The 15,230-nt window shown below is 72.8% G+C and carries 14 protein-coding genes; 5 read left to right on the top strand and 9 right to left on the bottom strand.

What is annotated here, in order from left to right:
- The first annotated feature begins 9 nt into the window (after positions 1–9).
- On the top strand, positions 10–1,767 hold the full coding sequence (locus ACFYNL_RS26085) for an HEXXH motif domain-containing protein (RefSeq protein WP_388807411.1): 1,758 nt from the start codon (positions 10–12) through the stop codon (positions 1,765–1,767).
- Between the two features lie 25 nt (positions 1,768–1,792).
- Here the strand turns inward: ACFYNL_RS26085 and ACFYNL_RS26090 are convergent, their stop codons facing one another.
- A complete protein-coding gene (locus ACFYNL_RS26090; RefSeq protein WP_388807412.1) occupies positions 1,793–2,272 on the bottom strand; it encodes a GNAT family N-acetyltransferase in 480 nt (159 codons plus the stop codon).
- Between the two features lie 9 nt (positions 2,273–2,281).
- Positions 2,282–3,205, bottom strand: coding sequence for an aminoglycoside phosphotransferase family protein (locus ACFYNL_RS26095; protein ID WP_388807413.1), 924 nt, complete (start codon positions 3,203–3,205; stop codon positions 2,282–2,284).
- Positions 3,206–3,386: 181 nt separating this feature from the next.
- On the opposite strand from ACFYNL_RS26095, the gene ACFYNL_RS26100 reads away from it, so the two are divergent.
- On the top strand, positions 3,387–6,617 hold the full coding sequence (locus ACFYNL_RS26100; RefSeq protein WP_388807414.1) for a Tat pathway signal protein: 3,231 nt from the start codon (positions 3,387–3,389) through the stop codon (positions 6,615–6,617).
- A gap of 136 nt (positions 6,618–6,753) precedes the next feature.
- Here ACFYNL_RS26100 and ACFYNL_RS26105 read toward each other — a convergent pair whose 3' ends face one another.
- Both ACFYNL_RS26105 and ACFYNL_RS26110 read right to left on the bottom strand, forming a co-directional pair.
- A complete protein-coding gene (locus ACFYNL_RS26105; protein ID WP_388807415.1) occupies positions 6,754–7,734 on the bottom strand; it encodes a zinc-binding dehydrogenase in 981 nt (326 codons plus the stop codon).
- A 64-nt stretch (positions 7,735–7,798) separates the two neighbouring features.
- The gene (locus ACFYNL_RS26110) at positions 7,799–8,959 is read right to left on the bottom strand and encodes an FAD-dependent oxidoreductase (protein ID WP_388807416.1); all 1,161 of its coding nucleotides are present in this window, start codon (positions 8,957–8,959) and stop codon (positions 7,799–7,801) included.
- Between the two features lie 239 nt (positions 8,960–9,198).
- Here ACFYNL_RS26110 and ACFYNL_RS26115 point away from each other — a divergent pair, with 239 nt between their 5' ends.
- Entirely contained in the window at positions 9,199–9,897 is a 699-nt protein-coding gene (locus ACFYNL_RS26115) for a pentapeptide repeat-containing protein (protein WP_388807417.1), read from the top strand.
- A gap of 192 nt (positions 9,898–10,089) precedes the next feature.
- Here ACFYNL_RS26115 and ACFYNL_RS26120 read toward each other — a convergent pair whose 3' ends face one another.
- Complete coding sequence (locus ACFYNL_RS26120) at positions 10,090–10,590, bottom strand: hypothetical protein (protein ID WP_388807418.1); 501 nt, start codon at positions 10,588–10,590, stop codon at positions 10,090–10,092.
- Positions 10,591–10,629: 39 nt separating this feature from the next.
- Between ACFYNL_RS26120 and ACFYNL_RS26125 the strand changes: the two genes are divergently transcribed.
- On the top strand, positions 10,630–12,033 hold the full coding sequence (locus ACFYNL_RS26125; protein WP_388807419.1) for a M1 family metallopeptidase: 1,404 nt from the start codon (positions 10,630–10,632) through the stop codon (positions 12,031–12,033).
- Positions 12,034–12,172: 139 nt separating this feature from the next.
- Here the strand turns inward: ACFYNL_RS26125 and ACFYNL_RS26130 are convergent, their stop codons facing one another.
- Positions 12,173–12,688 (bottom strand): GNAT family N-acetyltransferase, encoded by a 516-nt coding sequence (locus ACFYNL_RS26130; RefSeq protein ID WP_388807420.1) that lies wholly within the window; start codon positions 12,686–12,688, stop codon positions 12,173–12,175.
- Between the two features lie 164 nt (positions 12,689–12,852).
- On the bottom strand, positions 12,853–13,428 hold the full coding sequence (locus tag ACFYNL_RS26135; protein WP_388807421.1) for a TerD family protein: 576 nt from the start codon (positions 13,426–13,428) through the stop codon (positions 12,853–12,855).
- 169 nt (positions 13,429–13,597) lie between these two features.
- Between ACFYNL_RS26135 and arfB the strand changes: the two genes are divergently transcribed.
- Positions 13,598–14,035, top strand: a complete 438-nt coding sequence (gene arfB, locus ACFYNL_RS26140; RefSeq protein ID WP_388807422.1) for an alternative ribosome rescue aminoacyl-tRNA hydrolase ArfB — start codon at positions 13,598–13,600, stop codon at positions 14,033–14,035.
- Positions 14,036–14,053: 18 nt separating this feature from the next.
- On the opposite strand, the gene ACFYNL_RS26145 is transcribed toward arfB, so the two are convergent.
- Together ACFYNL_RS26145 and ACFYNL_RS26150 are read right to left on the bottom strand one after the other, a co-directional pair.
- Positions 14,054–14,533: a GNAT family N-acetyltransferase gene (locus ACFYNL_RS26145; RefSeq protein WP_388807423.1), complete on the bottom strand. Its 480-nt coding sequence runs from the start codon at positions 14,531–14,533 to the stop codon at positions 14,054–14,056.
- A 68-nt stretch (positions 14,534–14,601) separates the two neighbouring features.
- A complete protein-coding gene (locus ACFYNL_RS26150) occupies positions 14,602–15,093 on the bottom strand; it encodes a flavin reductase family protein (RefSeq protein ID WP_388807957.1) in 492 nt (163 codons plus the stop codon).
- Between the last annotated feature and the right edge of the window lie 137 nt (positions 15,094–15,230).

Below are 15,230 nucleotides of genomic sequence, written 5' to 3' on the forward strand. Positions count from 1 at the left end.
CTCGCCCCCATGCAGCCGACCACCCGTCGACACGCGCTGTCCTCCGTTTCCTTCGACGAGTTGCTGGGCGGCGGAGGCAGTCCCGGGACCGTGGCCGCCCTGCGCGCGAGCGAGCGCAGCTGGCGGCTGCTCGTCGTCCGGGCGCTGCTGGACACGGCCTCCTCGGTGCCCACCGGACCTCTTCCCCCACTGGCCGACGGCTGGCAGTTGCTGTCCCGGGCCCGGGCAGTGGACGAGGACATCGTCGAGCGGTTGCTCGCCTATCCGGCCGTGGGAGTGTGGGCGGCGCACACCCTGCGCCGGCTGCGGGGGGCCGCCGAGGACGACGCCCCGCTGTGGGTGGACACCGGTCACCTGCACTCGATCGCGGCCTGTGCGGCGATCCACGCCGGACTCGAATTCCGTACGGCTGTCCCCGTCCGGCAGGGCTGGGCGGTGCTTCCCTCGCTCGGGGCCATGCGGGTGCCCGGACCGGTGCCGTGGGCGACGGCCGAGGTCGCCGCCGACGCCGACGGCGTACGGATCGCGGGGCGGCACCTGACGGGACCGGACTGGCATGCCCTCACACGGCTGCGCGCCGACGGGTGCACGCTGCTGCTGGACGACAGCGATCCCTACCGCACCCTGCGCCGGCCGACGTCCGCCGAACCCCTGGACCGCCCCGAGTGCTGGCAGGAGGTGTTCGAGGAGGCCTGGGAGATCCTTCGCGGCACCGGCTCCGAGGAGGCTCGGGCGCTGTCCCTCGGGCTGGTCTCGCTGGTGCCGCGGCCACGGGCCGAGCGGTTCCGGCCGCACAGCGCCTCCTCCGGCGACGCGTTCGGCGCGGCGCTGGCGTCGATGCCGGACGACGGCGAGCAGTTCGCGTCCACGTTGGTGCACGAGTTCCAGCACAACAAGCTCAGCGCCTTCATGCACCTGTTCACGCTGTACGACGACCGGGCCGAGCGCGACGGACTCGGTGGCCCGGGCACCCGGCTGTACTACGCCCCGTGGCGCGACGATCCCCGGCCGCTGGGCGGACTGCTCCAGGGCGTGTACGCCTTCTTCGGCGTCACCGGGTTCTGGCGGCGGCGCGACTCGGCGCTCGCGCGGTTCGAGTTCGCGCTGTGGCGGGCCCAGACGGCATACGCGCTGCGCTCGATCTCCCGGGCGGACGGGCTGACCGACCTGGGGCGTCGTCTGGTGGCCGAGCTGTCTGGGCGTCTGGAGCCGTGGCTGGACGAGCCGGTGGACGCTCGGGCCCGGTCCGCGGCCGAACTCGCGGTCGCGGACCACCGGGCGACCTGGCGGGCCCACCACCTGCGGCCCGAACCACGGGAGGTCCGGGCCCTCGCCACGGCCTTCGCCGACGGCGCTCCCCTCCCGTCACCCACGCACGAGGGGACGCTCACCCCGGGCACGCCGGTGCGCGGCTTCGACACCCGCGCGGCCCTGCTGCGCTGGTCCCTGGCCCACCCCGCGGGCTTCGACGGTCTGCGCGGCGACCCGGGTGGCACGGTGAGCGGGGCCCGGCCGGAGGACGTCGCCCTGGTCACGGGGCACACGGCCGAGGCGCTGGACACCTGCCACGCGCGCATCGTCCACGGCGACGGCGACCCGGAGACCTGGGTGGGGCTCGGCCTGGCGGCCCGGGCCGTGGGCGACCCGGCGGGCGAGGGTCTGCTGAGCCACCCGCAGTGGGCGATGGCCCTGTACGCGGAACTGGCGGCGCGGGCCGACCCGTTGCGCGTGGGCCGTGCCCTCGCGGGCGTCGCCGGGAGCTGGTGAGCGCGGGCTGAGCGGTGGGTCCGCGTCAGACGCCGCTGCCCAGCTTCGTCAGCGCCTCGTCCGTCAGGCGGTACACCGTCCACTCGTCCTGGCGGCGGGCGCCGAGGGACTCGTAGAAGGCGATGGACGGGGCGTTCCAGTTCAGCACGGCCCATTCCAGGCGCTGGTAGCCGCGCTCCACACACAGCCGGGCCAGTTCGGTGAGCAGGGCCTTGCCGTGGCCGGCGCCGCGGGCGGCGGGGCGGACGTAGAGGTCCTCCAGGTAGATGCCGTGGACACCGCGCCAGGTGGAGAAGTTCAGGAACCAGATCGCGCAGCCGACGGTCTCGCCGGTCGTGTCGTCGGCCGCGATGTGCGCGTAGGCGGCCGGGCGGTCGCCGAACAGGGCCTCGTGGAGCTGCTCCGGGGTCGCCTTGGCCTCGTGCGCGGCCTTCTCGTACTCGGCGAGCTCGCGGATCAGGGCGTGCAGGGCGGGGATGTCGTCAGGGGTCGCGGTGCGGATCATGCCGTGAGGTTAGCCGCGCGGCTCGCGCAGCCGCCGGGCGATTTCCAGATGCTGCTCCTGCGGTGCCTCGCCGTCCTCGACGTCCCACAGGGAGTTCTGCAGGAGTCGGCCGTACGTCCACGCACGCGCGCGTTCCCGGTCCAGGCCGAGGACGTCGGTCATGGCGTCGAAGCGCCAGCGCACGTCGGCGGGGTCGAAGCGGTTGGCGAGGGCGGGCCACAGCTCGAAGCCCGGGTCGCCGGCGAGCGGTTTGGGGTCGATGGCGAGCCAGGGGGCGCGCGCGGAGGCCAGGACGTTCTCGTCGTGCAGGTCCCAGTGCAGCAGGCGGTCGCCGGGCTCGTCGGCCACCTCGCGGACGGCGGCCGCGCAGTCGGCGACGGCCCGGCGGGTCCGCGCGTCCGGGATCCGCCGCAGCGCCCAGGGGGTCTGCTCCAGCATGTCCCGCGTGATGTCGCCGAGTCGGCGCAGGCCGGCGGGCGCGGGGAAGGACGTCAGGTGGGCCAGCAGACGGGCGATGACCAGGACGGACTCGTGGACGTCCGGGAGGTGCGCGAGCATACGGTCCGAGTCGAGGCGTTCCAGCAGCATGGTGCCGGTCGCCGCGTCGTGGTCGAGGAGCCGTACCGCCCCGTCGCCGTCCCAGACGCGCAGGGCCACCGGTTCGCCCTCGCTCTCCTCGTCGAGGAGCTGCAGCTTCAGCGCGGCCCGGGTGCCGTCGGCCGCCGTGACCGGCAGGACCAGGGCCGACCAGCCGTGCATCGCGGAGCCGTCGAGGCGCAGGTCCCAGCGGTCGAGGAAGTCCGCCGCCAGGTCCGGCAGCCGCTCGATGAACGCCCGCCCCTCCTCACCGTTGACCTCCGCCTGTACCGCCGCGAGCTTCTCAGGGACGTCGATCACCCTGCGGACCCTACGGGTGTACCGCGATCGGCTCACCCGAATTCGACGTACCGACGGACGAGCAGGGGGAGTCGGTGGGCAGGGCGGGGCGGGAGACGGTCGGCGACATGGCCCACGCCTTCATTCCTTCGGCGGCTTTCGGTCCGGATACTCATGCGTGCGTTGTCGTACCTGTGTGCGACCATCCCCTCAACGACCAATGATCCAGGGGGATTCCGTGTCCGACGACGACTGCTGTCCGTCGGCGAGACGGAGGCGGGCGGCCGGGTCGCCGACCGTGTTCGCCGTCATCGTCTCGCTGTTCGCCGCACTGCTGACCTGGACCGGGGCGAGCCCCGCCGGTGCCGTCGGCGAGGAGTGCGCGCCGCTCGCGCTCGCGCCTTTCGGTGACCCGGGGGACGCCGTCGGCAAGGCGACCGTCCCACCCGACGCGAGCGTCTGCTACACCGTCACCGTCGAGACGCCGGGCCTGTATCTGGCACCGGCGAAGGACGGTCACGGCAACGCGATGACCCGGCAGCTGCTCGCCGCCGACGGCAGCCAGGTGGACTGCCACGGCGACGGGTACGCCACGGACGGCATGTGCGACGTGCCCGCGGCCGGCACCTACACGCTGAAGGTCCTCAACACCGGCTGGGAGGACGCGGCCACCGTCGTCGCCTTCGTGCCGCTCGGCTCGTCGGAGGGCTGCGCGGAGCCGGTGGGCACCCACTGGGACCAGCCCGACCTCCTGCGCAGGACCGTGAGCCCGGTGGAGGTCGACTGCCAGCCCTTCCGCGGCGAGCGCGGCGACCGGGTCCGGCTCGCCCACGGCACGAAGACCTACGGCGACTCCCTCGCCTGGATCACCGACGCGACCGGTGCCCGGATCTGTGAGCGGTTCCCGCAGGACGACGAGGACAGCTGCGTACTGCCCGGCGACGGGCCGTACCGGGTGATCTCCACCGTCTGGCGTGCGGAGGGCGGCTTCCCCGCCGAGTACGAGGTGAGCGTGCGCCGGCTCAACGACCCGCAGGGCTGCACCACCGCCCCGGTCCGTGCGTTCGGGCCGCTCGGGCAGCAGCAACCGGCCACCAGCCCCTGTGTCACCTTCACCGCGTCCGCGGCGGGCCCGTACACCGTGCACTCGGTGAGCGCGGACCGCGAGGTCGGGGTTCCCCGGGTGTACGACGCGGACGGGCTGAGCGTGTGCCGCTACGAGGCCGACCCGTGCCCCGTCAAGAAGCCGGGGACCTACACGGCCGTCGTCGGCCGGGGCGCGTACCCGGTGGTCCTCGACCGGGCCTCCGGCGCCGGGTGTGTGGCGACCGGACTCGGCCTGCACAGGGGCGAGTTGAGCACGGTCGGGCAGTACGACTGCCTGACGCTGGACGTCCCGCGGGGCGCCCGGATCGCCGCGCTCACCTCGCTGTCCTCGGCCGGGCTGACCCCCGAGGTGGAGATCCTCGACCGTGACGGCACCCCGCAGTGCGGCGCGGACGAGCTGCGGGGCGGGGACTGCGCGCTCACCGGGGCGGCTCCCTACCGGGCGCTGGTCCACACCGAGGACGGCGGGGACTCGGCGACGGGCCGCTACGCGGTGGCCTTCCACCGCACCGACGTGGCGCGGGGCTGTCCCGTGCTGCCCGCCGGCAGCTTCGGCGCGGGCGGCGCGAAGGCCACGCTGACCACCGGTGACGGTGTCTTCTCGCACTGCCTGGGCATCCCGGCGGACGCGCACACGGCCACCGAGGTGTTCCAGCTGGCCGCCACCGCCGGGACCGCCTCCGCGGCGTTCTCGGTGCTGGACGCCGACGGCAAGCGGGTCTGCCAGCGCTACGCCACCACCAACGGCTGGAGCATCTGCTCGCTGACCCCGGGCAAGGCCCACACCGTGCTGGTCACCGGCCGCGACGAGGCGGCGACGTACACCCTGACCCGGCGGGACGTCACCGCGAGCGCCTCCGCGGCGGGCTGCCGCAGGACCGCGGCGGCGAAGGTCGGCGGGCCCTCCGTGAAGAGCGGGTACGACGGCCCCGGCACGCTCGACTGCCACCAGGTGACCACCGCCGCGGACACCGATGTCGTGCACGTCGACGTCCGGGACGCCCTCGGCACCGCCAACAGCGCGGTCGTCGCAGGGGACGGTCGCGTGGAGTGCTCCTTCCGCAACACCTCCTGCGCGGTCACCGGGTCCACCATGCACCAGGTCCTGGTGCAGACCCCGGTCACGCTGAAGGCGGCGCCCGAGTACCGCCTGGACGCCCTGCGCGTCTGGACCGCCGACGGGCCCGCGCCGGAGTGCGTGAAGGTGCCGTCGGTGGCCTACGGGTACGGGCCGATCACCGGGACCCTGGACGAGTCGCGGACAGCGGTGTGCGCGGCGCTGCCGACCGCCGGGTCCGACCGTTTCGAGACCGACATCAAGGACACCTCCGGCGCCGCCGGCACCGCGGTGCCCGTGCTGTACAACACCAAGACCTGGGCCAACGGCTGCACGCACTACATCCCTGAGGGCTACGACTGCGACGCGCTCGGCTCCTCGCAGGAGAGCACACCGACGCTGTTCCTCCTCGGTCTGCCCGAGAAGGCACCCCGTACCGCCTACAGCGCCGAGCTGACCTGTACGTCCCCGGTCTGCGGCACGGAGAAGACGGCCGTCACCGCGGTGAGCCCCGACACCGGGGCCGCCGGCGGCAAGGTGCGGCTCACGGTCACCGGCACCGCGCTCGGCCCGGACGTCACCGTCCGGCTCAGCCAGGCCGGCAGGACGATCACGGCGAAGGCCGACTCGGTCTCCGCGGACAACCGGACGGTGACCGCGACCCTCGACCTGACCGGCGCGGCCACCGGCACCTGGGACGTCAGCGTGCACACGCGCGGCTGGGAGTTCCCGCGCGGTTCGTTCACCGTGACCGCGCGGCCCGAGCTGAAGAACACGGCGGCACCCGAGGTCACCGGCACGGCCAGGACGGGCGCCAAGGTCACGGCCTCGCCCGGAAGCTGGTCGGCGGCCCCGTCGTCGTACACGTACCAGTGGAAGGCGAACGGCACGGCGATCAGCGGGGCGATGGCGGCGACGTACACCGTCCCCGCCTCGCTGGTCGGCAAGAAGCTCACCGTGACCGTCACCGCGGTCAAGGCCGGCTGGGTCAGCGGGTCGGCGACCTCGGCGCCGGTCACGGCGGCCAAGGGCGACGCGCCCAAGGCGACCGAGGCGCCGGTGATCAGCGGGACCGCGAAGGTCGGGAAGACGCTGAAGGCGGCCAAGGGGACGTGGAGTCCCGCGCCGACGACGTACTCGTACCAGTGGTACGCCGACGGCAGGGCGATCAGCGGCGCGACCAAGTCGTCGCTCGTGCTGAAGGCGGCGCAGAAGGGCAAGAAGGTCACCGTGAAGGTGATCGCGCACCGCACCGGTCACCACGACGGGGCGGCGGTGAGCAAGGCGACGAGGGCGGTCGGCTGATCGCCCACGGCATGCGGTGGGGGGAGGGGCTCTGCGGTCGGCGGGGCCCCTCCCCCCGTGCCGAACGGTCGGGTGCCGCTGCTGGAAAGGATGCGGGCCCGCCTCGGAGGTCATGGCTGGAGGTCATGGCTGGTGGTCATGGCTCCAGCACCACCTTTCCGACGGTCCCGCGTGTCTGGAGGGCGCGGTGGGCCGCCGCCGCCTCGGCGAGCGGGAAGCGCTGCACGACCGGGGTGAGCCGGCCCGCGGCGGCCTCGGCGAGGGCGCGCAGTTCCAGGGTCCGCAGCGGGTCGGGGCCGCCGGTCCTCCGCATCATCACCGGGCCGAGGACCTGCTCGGAGACGCCGTCCACGATGTAGGGCCCGCCGTCGTGGAGTCCCTGTCCCGACCAGCCGAAGACCAGGTGTCGGCCGCCCGGCCCGAGCAGGGCGACCGACTCGCGGGCCACGTCCCCGCCGACGCCGTCGAAGACGACGGTGGCCTGCCGCCCTCCGAGGAACGCCCGTACTTTGCCGGGCCACCCGGGGTCCGTGTAGTCGACGGCGAGATCGGCGCCGTTCTCCCGTACGAGGGCGGCCTTCCGCGGCCCTCCGGCCAGCCCCACGACCACGGCACCGGCGCTCTTGGCGTACTGCACGAGCAGGCTGCCGATGCCGCCGGCCGCCGCCGGGACCACGGCCACCGCATCCGGCCCGAGCTCGGCGAACTGCAGGATCCCCATCGTCGTACGTCCCGTGCCGATCATGGCGACGGCCTCCGCGAAGCCGAGGCCCGCCGGGATCTCGTGGACGCGGTCGACGTCGACCACGGCCAGCTCGGCGTAGCCGCCCGGCGCGAACCCGAGGTGGGCGACCACACGCTTGCCGAGCCACGACTCGGCGACCCCCTCACCGAGGGACTCGACGACTCCGGCGACCTCGCGGCCGGGGATCGTGGGCAGCGCAGGCAGCCGGGGTGCGGGGCCCTGCACCCCCTCGCGCAGGGCCGTGTCCAGGAGATGGACGCCGGCCGCGGCCACGGCGACCCGGAGTCGGCCGGGGCTCGGTGCCGGGTCGTCGACCCGTTCGTGGGTGAGGTTCTCGGCCGGGCCGAAGGCGTGCAGGCGGATGGCGTGCATAGGATCCCCCATCGGGTGTGCGCCGGGTGGTGCCGGGGCGGTGCCGGGAACCCACTCTTCGACCTCAAGCCCGCTTGAGGTCAAGGACGTGCCGGCCGAGTGCCAAGGAGACGGCCGTGAGCGCGCTGTTGAAGGAGACCTCGGACAGCACGCCGGGTGCGGCGACCTGATCGCCCGCCAGGTAGACGCCGTCGCCCCGGTCCACGGCCGGACGGTCGCGCCAGCTCGTGCCGGGCAGGTCGACGGCGCCGGTACGGCCGCGCGCGACGGCCTCGCGCCGCCAGGTGACGCGCTCGCGCCAGCCCGGGAAACCGAGGTCGAGGAGCTGCTCGGCGCGTGCGACGCCGTCGGCCTTCGACTCGTGCGGGGCGAGCGGTATCTGACCCTGGATCAGCTGCTCGCCGGCCGGCGCGAGGGAGCGGTCCTGCGCGGTGAACCGCTCCAGCCACCCGGTCGCGTCGAGATCGGAGACGGCGAAGGCGTCCCCGCGCCGGGTGCGCACGGCCAGGTCGACGAGGGTCGTACGGCCGCTGGTCCAGGTCAGGGAGTCGTCCTTGAGGAGGCGGCGGGCGGCGTCGAGGGAGGTGGCGACGACGACGGGAGTGTCGGTCGGCAGCTCGTCCACGCGGGACAGGGTCTCCATCCGCACCCCGAGGTTCCACGCCCGCGCCGCCATCCGGTCGATCAGCGTCGCCCAGCCGCCCCTCGGGTAGTGCGCCTCCGGAGGCAGCTTGGTGGCCCGGCGCAGCCGCTCCTGCACGAACGCGGCGGACAGGGCACCGGGGTCGTGGTGGAAAAGGGCGACGGCGCTGTAGTGCGCGGCGGCACGCGCACCCTCCTCACCCGCGATGCCCGTGGCCCAGGTCATGAAGTCGACGTCGACGGGCGCCTCGGGCAGGCCGCGCCGCAGCAGCTTGAGCATGGCGAAGGGCGGGGTGCGGCGCAGGGCGCCCCGGTGCCGCAGCCGCAGCCGGGCGGCCTCCAGGGGCGGGATCGGCGCGAGCGGCCCGATCAGGTCGCGCTGCCTGAGCCAGGACCAGTGCGGGCCGCCGTTGTACAGGGCGTGCGGCCCCTCGTTCGTGCGGTAGGGGCCCTCGGCGGTGCGCGCCCGCCCGCCGAGGGTGTGGTGGGCTTCGTGCACGGTGACCTTGGCGCCCGCCTCGGCGGCGGTGATGGCCGCGGTGAGCCCGGCGAAGCCGCCGCCGATCACGGTGATGCGGTGCATGGCTGGACTGCTCCCTCTGCTCGGGGTCGCGTTTCGTGCTGGTGCTCTGCGCGTACGGCTCCTGTGCGCACGACGCTTGTCGACCACGACTCTGTGACCGCGATCGACTCTGTGACCGCGACCGACTCTGTGACCGCGACCGACTCTGCGACTACGACGGATCACGGCCGTGGAATGTGACATCGATGGCGTCGTCGCAGGTCAGGCGGATTGTCAGTGGTGGGGTGCAGCATGGGGTCATGGCGAGGAGAGCGATGGGTGAGGGTGGCGGTCCGGGCCGAGGCGTGGTGAAGGGCGCGCGGCGGCCCGAGGTGCGGCTGCCGGCTCTGGAGCCGTTCAGGGGCGGCGGGTTGGAGCCGGACGGGGACTACGACGGCCTGGAGTTCAGGGAGGAGGACCTCGCCGGGCAGGACGGTGGGGGCGCCCGCTTCATGGACTGCGCGCTGCGGGGCTGCGCCGTGGACGAGACGAGACTTCGGCACGCCCGGATCCTCGACTCCCTCCTCACCGGCCTGCGGGGCGTCGGCACCGACCTCGCCGAGTCGACCCTGCGTGATGTGGAGCTGGTCGACGCCCGCCTCGGCGGGGTGCAGCTGCACGGTTCGGTGCTGGAGCGGGTGGTGGTCCGGGGCGGGAAGATCGACTACCTGAACCTGCGCAAGGCAAGGCTCAGAGACGTCGTCTTCGAGGGCTGTGTCCTGATCGAGCCGGACTTCGCGGGCGCCCGGCTGGAGCGGGTGGAGTTCGTGGACTGCGCGCTGAAGGGGGCGGACCTCAGCGGGGTGACGCTGACGGACGTGGACCTGCGACGGGCGGGCGAACTGGACATCGCGAGGGGGGTGGACCGGCTGGCCGGTGCGGTGGTCAGCCCGTCGCAACTGCTGGATCTCGCCCCGGCGTTGGCGGCCGAGATGGGGTTGCGCGTGGAAGCGGAGTAGGGATGGGGCAGGGAGGGCGTGTATGCTGGATCTTGAGCTGCTTGCCGGAACTCCCGGCGGACGGTGCTGCGTTGGTGGTCCAAGGAAAGACGCCCCGCTTCCTGCGGGGAAATGCAGGTGCAAGGCCTGCCCGGCGCTCTGACAAGGAGCCCCTCCCGTTGCCGAACGGGAGGGGCTCCTTCGTTGTCCGGTCTAGCCCACCCGGGGGAAGCGAGCCTGGAGCGTCCAGATCGCCGGGTTCTCGCCCAGGTCCTCGTGCAGGTCGATCAGGTCGGCGATCAGGTCGTGCAGGAAGTCGCGGGCCTCACGGCGCAGTTCGGAGTGGGAGAAGGTCAACGGGGGCTCCTCGGCGGGCATCCAGTCCGCCTCGATGTCCACCCAGCCGAAGCGGCGCTCGAAGAGCATGCGGTCCGTGGACTCGGTGAAGTCCAGTTCCGCGTGTTGCGGGCGGGAGGCACGGGAGCCGGCCGGGTCCCGGTCCAGCCGCTCGACGATGTCGCACAGCGCCCAGGCGAAGTCGAGCACCGGCACCCATCCCCAGGCTGTGGACAACTCCCGGTCCGCCTTGGTGTCGGCGAGGTAGACGTCCCCGCAGAACAGGTCGTGGCGCAGGGCGCGGACGTCCGCGCGACGGTAGTCCGTCTGCGGGGGGTCCGGGAAGCGGGTGGAGAGGGCATAGCCGATGTCGAGCACGTAGGGATGGTGTCACGCCCGACCTCATAGGATCACAGCGTGTCCCGTTTCGCGCCCCGTGCCCTGACCGTCACCTCCGCCCTGCTCGTCCTCAGCGCGTGCGCCGGCGGCGTCGAGGGCAGCCCCGGCGGCTCCGGCCTGCGCGACCCGTACTTCCCCAGGTCCGGCAACGGCGGCTACGACGTCACCCACTACGCCCTCGACCTCGCCTACACCCCCGACGACCGCCGCCTCGCCGGCACCGCCGAGATCACCGCCCGAGCGACCCAGGACCTCTCGGCCTTCGACCTCGACCTGAAGGGCATGGACGTCGAGCGGGTCGAGGTGGAGGGCGAGCGTGCCCGCTGGAGCCGTAACGGCCAGGAACTGGTCGTCCGGCCGCACGGCGACCTCACCGAGAACGAGACCTTCCGGATCACCGTCCGCTACTCCGGCACGCCGCAGACCATCACCGACCCCGACGGCTCGCAGGAGGGCTGGCTCCCCACCGCCGACGGCGTGCTCGCGCTCGGTGAGCCGACGGGCTCGATGGCGTGGTTCCCCGGCAACCACCACCCGTCCGACAAGGCGTCGTACGACCTCGCGATCACCGTGCCCGAAAAGCTCCAGGCCGTCTCCAACGGGGAGTTGACCCACCGGTCCACCCGTGAGGGCCGTACGACGTTCCGGTGGCGCACCGCGGAGCCCATGGCCGGCTATGTGGCCATGCTGGCCATCGGCGACTACGACATCCGCCGCTCCACCGTCGCCACCGAGGCCGACGGGGAACTGCCCGTCCACACGGCCGTCGTCCGCTCGCAGTCCGACTCCGCCCGCAAGGTCCTCGACCGGCTGCCCGAGATCATGGAGTGGGCCGAGTACAACTTCGGCCCCTACCCGTTCTCCTCCACCGGCGCGGTCATCGCCCCGCGGAACGCCGCCGCCTACGCCCTGGAGACCCAGAACCGCCCCGTCTTCCCCGGCGCCCCCGACACCAAGCTGTTCGTCCACGAACTGGCGCACCAGTGGTTCGGCAACTCCGTGACGCCGAAGAGCTGGCGGGACATGTGGCTGAACGAGGGCTTCGCGACGTACGCGGAGTGGCTGTGGCGCGAGGACGACGGCGGCGACAGCGCGCAGGAGACCTTCGACGCCCTGTACGACCACGGCGAGGACGAGTACGAGGACCTGTGGTCCTTCCCGCCCGCCGAGCCGACCAGCGCCGCGCACATCTCCGACGCCCCCGTCTACCAGCGCGGCGCGATGGTCATCCACAAGATCCGCCAGACCGTCGGCGACGACGCCTTCTACGACATCGTCCAGGGCTGGGCGGCGGCCCACCGGCACGGCAACGCGGACACCGCGGACTTCACGGCGTACGTGGAGAAGAGCGCGCCGGACGAGGACTTCGACCCCATCTGGCAGGAGTGGCTGTACGGCGACGGAAAACCCGCCCGGCCCTGACACGGCCCGTCCTCACCCCGCCGGCCGCCCCCCCGCGTCGCCGCACGGGCCGCCCGTACCGCCTCGGCGTGCGTGAACCGCCGCTCCGGCACCTGCGGCGAGTCGCTCCGGGGGTCACCGGCGGCGAACACGTCCGGTCTCAGAGGAGCGGCTTGCGCAGGACCGTGCAGGGGCGGTCGAGTTGGCGGTCTCTTCCGTAGCCGATGGTCTCGTAGCCGAGGGCCGTCCAGAAGTCGAGGGCCTGGGGGTTGTTCTCCAGGACGGCCAGACGCAGGGCGGAGCGGCCCGCCGTGCGGAAGCGGTCCTCCACGAGTGCGGCCAGCCGGCGTCCGTGCCCCTGGCGTTGCGCGTCCGCGTCCACCATCAGCAGCCCGATCCAGGGGTCCGGGTCGGACGGGTCCGGGTGCCGGGTCAGTGCGATCACGATGCCGACCAGCCGTCCGGCGCTGCGCCCGAGCAGCACCTCTGCCCCCGGCACCCGCGACTCCTCGGCCAGCGCTGCCGCCACCTGCTCCCGCCGTACGTCGTCCGGGTCGGGGAAGTCGCCGCTGAGGGCGTGGAACTCGCGGTTGGAGGCGTAGAGCGCGGTGAGTTCGGTCAGGAGCGCGGCCGGGATGTCGTGGTCGGGGGTGAGGGGGAGGGAGTCGAGGATCACATGGGGCAACCTATCGAAGCCCTCGGCCGGCCTCTCCCGCGGGAACCCCCGGGACGCCGGGGTGCCGAAATGCCGGAACCCCCCGGACGCCGGCGTGCCGAAATGCCGGAACCCCCGGCCGCGGCCAGGGGTTCCGAGGGTTCCGGTACAGCGGACCGCTCCGGTCAGACGTTCACGCCGAAGTCCTGGGCGATGCCCACCAGGCCCGAGGCGTAGCCCTGGCCGACCGCGCGGAACTTCCACTCCGCGCCGTTGCGGTAGAGCTCGCCGAAGACCATGGCGGTCTCGGTGGCCGCGTCCTCCGACAGGTCGTAGCGGGCGATCTCGGCGCCGCCGGCCTGGTTGATGATGCGGATGTAGGCGTTGCGGACCTGGCCGAAGTTCTGCGAGCGCGACTCGGCGTCGTAGATGGAGACCGGGAAGACGATCTTGTCGATGTCGGCCGGGAGGGCCGCCAGGTTGACGTTGATCGCCTCGTCGTCGCCCGCGCCCTCACCGGTGCGGTTGTCACCGGTGTGGACGATCGTGTTGTCCGGCGTCTGCTTGTTGTTGAAGAAGACGAAGTGGGCGTCGGAGTAGACCTTGCCCTGCGTGTTCACGGCGATCGCGGAGGCGTCGAGGTCGAAGTCGGTGCCGGTGGTGGTGCGGACGTCCCAGCCGAGGCCGACGGTGACGGCGGTCAGGCCCGGAGCCTCCTTGGTGAGCGAGACGTTGCCACCCTTGGACAGGCTTACAGCCATTGTTGGGAGTCCCTTCCCTCGTTGCGGTACGGCTAGACGCTACAGCTACCCCTATGAACGCGGAGACGGGTGCCATAGGTTCCAGGTGTCTTTACTTTCTTTGCCAAAGAGCACCCGTAGGGGAGACAGCGGGATATTCGCGTGACGTGGACCGGACAGAACCGGGAACATGGACGGCATGTCCGGTCCCTACCTCATCCGCGGCTCCGTCTCGCTCCCCGAGGCCGAGCTCATGTGGCGTTTCTCGCGGTCGAGCGGCCCGGGCGGCCAGCACGTCAACACCAGTGACTCGCAGGTCGAGCTGCGGTTCGACCTGGCGAGGACCGAGGCGCTGCCCGAGGTGTGGAAGCAGCGGGCGCTGGAGCGGCTGGGCGGGCGGCTCGTCGACGGCGTCCTCACCGTCCGCGCCTCCGAGCACCGCTCCCAGTGGCGCAACCGCGAGACCGCCGCGGTACGCCTCGCGGCGCTCCTCGCCGAGGCGACGGCCCCGCCCCCCAAGCCCCGTAGGCCGACCCGCATCCCGCGCGGTATCAACGAACGCCGTCTGAGGGAGAAGAAGCAGCGCTCGGACACCAAGCGGGGCCGTTCCGGACGGGACTGGGGATAGCCGGCCCGGGCGCCGCCGTCACCGCTCCAGGTCCAGCACACCCACGGTCTCGCCCTCGGAGGTCTCCCCGTTGGGGCGGAAGCCGAGGCCGAGGTAGAAGTTCTCCGGGCCGTTCGCGCCGGGGTGCCAGGTGACGTACAGCTGCTCGCCGCCCCGGCGCCGGATCTCAGCGGCCACCGACTCGACCGCGAACCGGCCGTAGCCCCTGCCCTGCTCCTCGGCGGCGATGTTCAGCCGCCACAGTCCGGAGCGCAGGACGCTGCCGTCCTCATACCAGTCGATGTCGAAGAAGGCCATCAAGAACCCGACCGGGCGGTCGCCGTCGACGATCAGGCGGGGCCAGGCGACGCCCTCGGGATGGACGTACGCCTCGGCGAGGGACTGCATCACGGGCGAGACCGCGTGTTCCTGGTCGGGGCGGACCCGTATGCCTGTGGCGGCCTCGAAGTTTCCGGGTGTGATCTTTTCGAGGCGCGGAGACGGAGTGGTCGACGTCATGCCGGAACGGTAAGTCGGGTGATCACTCGCGCGCCACGCAATTGAGTGTGGGTCGCCGCCGCCGGGACTTACCCCAAGTGCCGATAACGGCCCCGGAAATACGTCAGCGGACCGCCGTCGGCACTCGGCGCCGAGGCGGACAGGACACGGCCGATCACCAAGGTGTGGTCGCCCGCGGTCACCCGCTGCTCGGTGCGGCACTCCAGGGTGGCCAGGGCGCCGCCCACCAGGGGCGCGCCGGACTCCAGGCCGCGGACGTACGGGATGTCGGCGAACAGCAGCCGGTCGCTGACGCGGCCCTTCATGGCGAAGCGGCCGGCGATGTGGCGCTGGCTCTCGGCGAGCACCGAGACCGCCCACACGGGCTGTTCGGTGAGCAGGTCGTCCATGCGGGAGCCCTCGCGCAGGCTGACCAGGACGAGCGGCGGGTCCAGGGAGACCGACATGAACGCCGTCGCCGTCATGCCGACGTCCTCGCCGGCGGGTGCGTGCGGGTCGTCCGGGTCCAGGGGCGGCTCCAGCGCGGTCACCAGGACCACACCCGCGGCCAGCCGCGACATGGCGGCACGGAACTCGTCGTTGCTCACTCCCTCAGCATGCCCGGAGCCGGTTCGGGAGGCGGGGAGGGGGGCGGTCACGGGCGGCGCTGCAGCGGAAGTCTTCGGCACGCCGAAAACGCTAATGTCAGGCCCGCCCA

The organism is Streptomyces sp. NPDC007808, assembly GCF_042868655.1.
Taxonomy (GTDB): Bacteria; Actinomycetota; Actinomycetes; order Streptomycetales; family Streptomycetaceae; genus Streptomyces.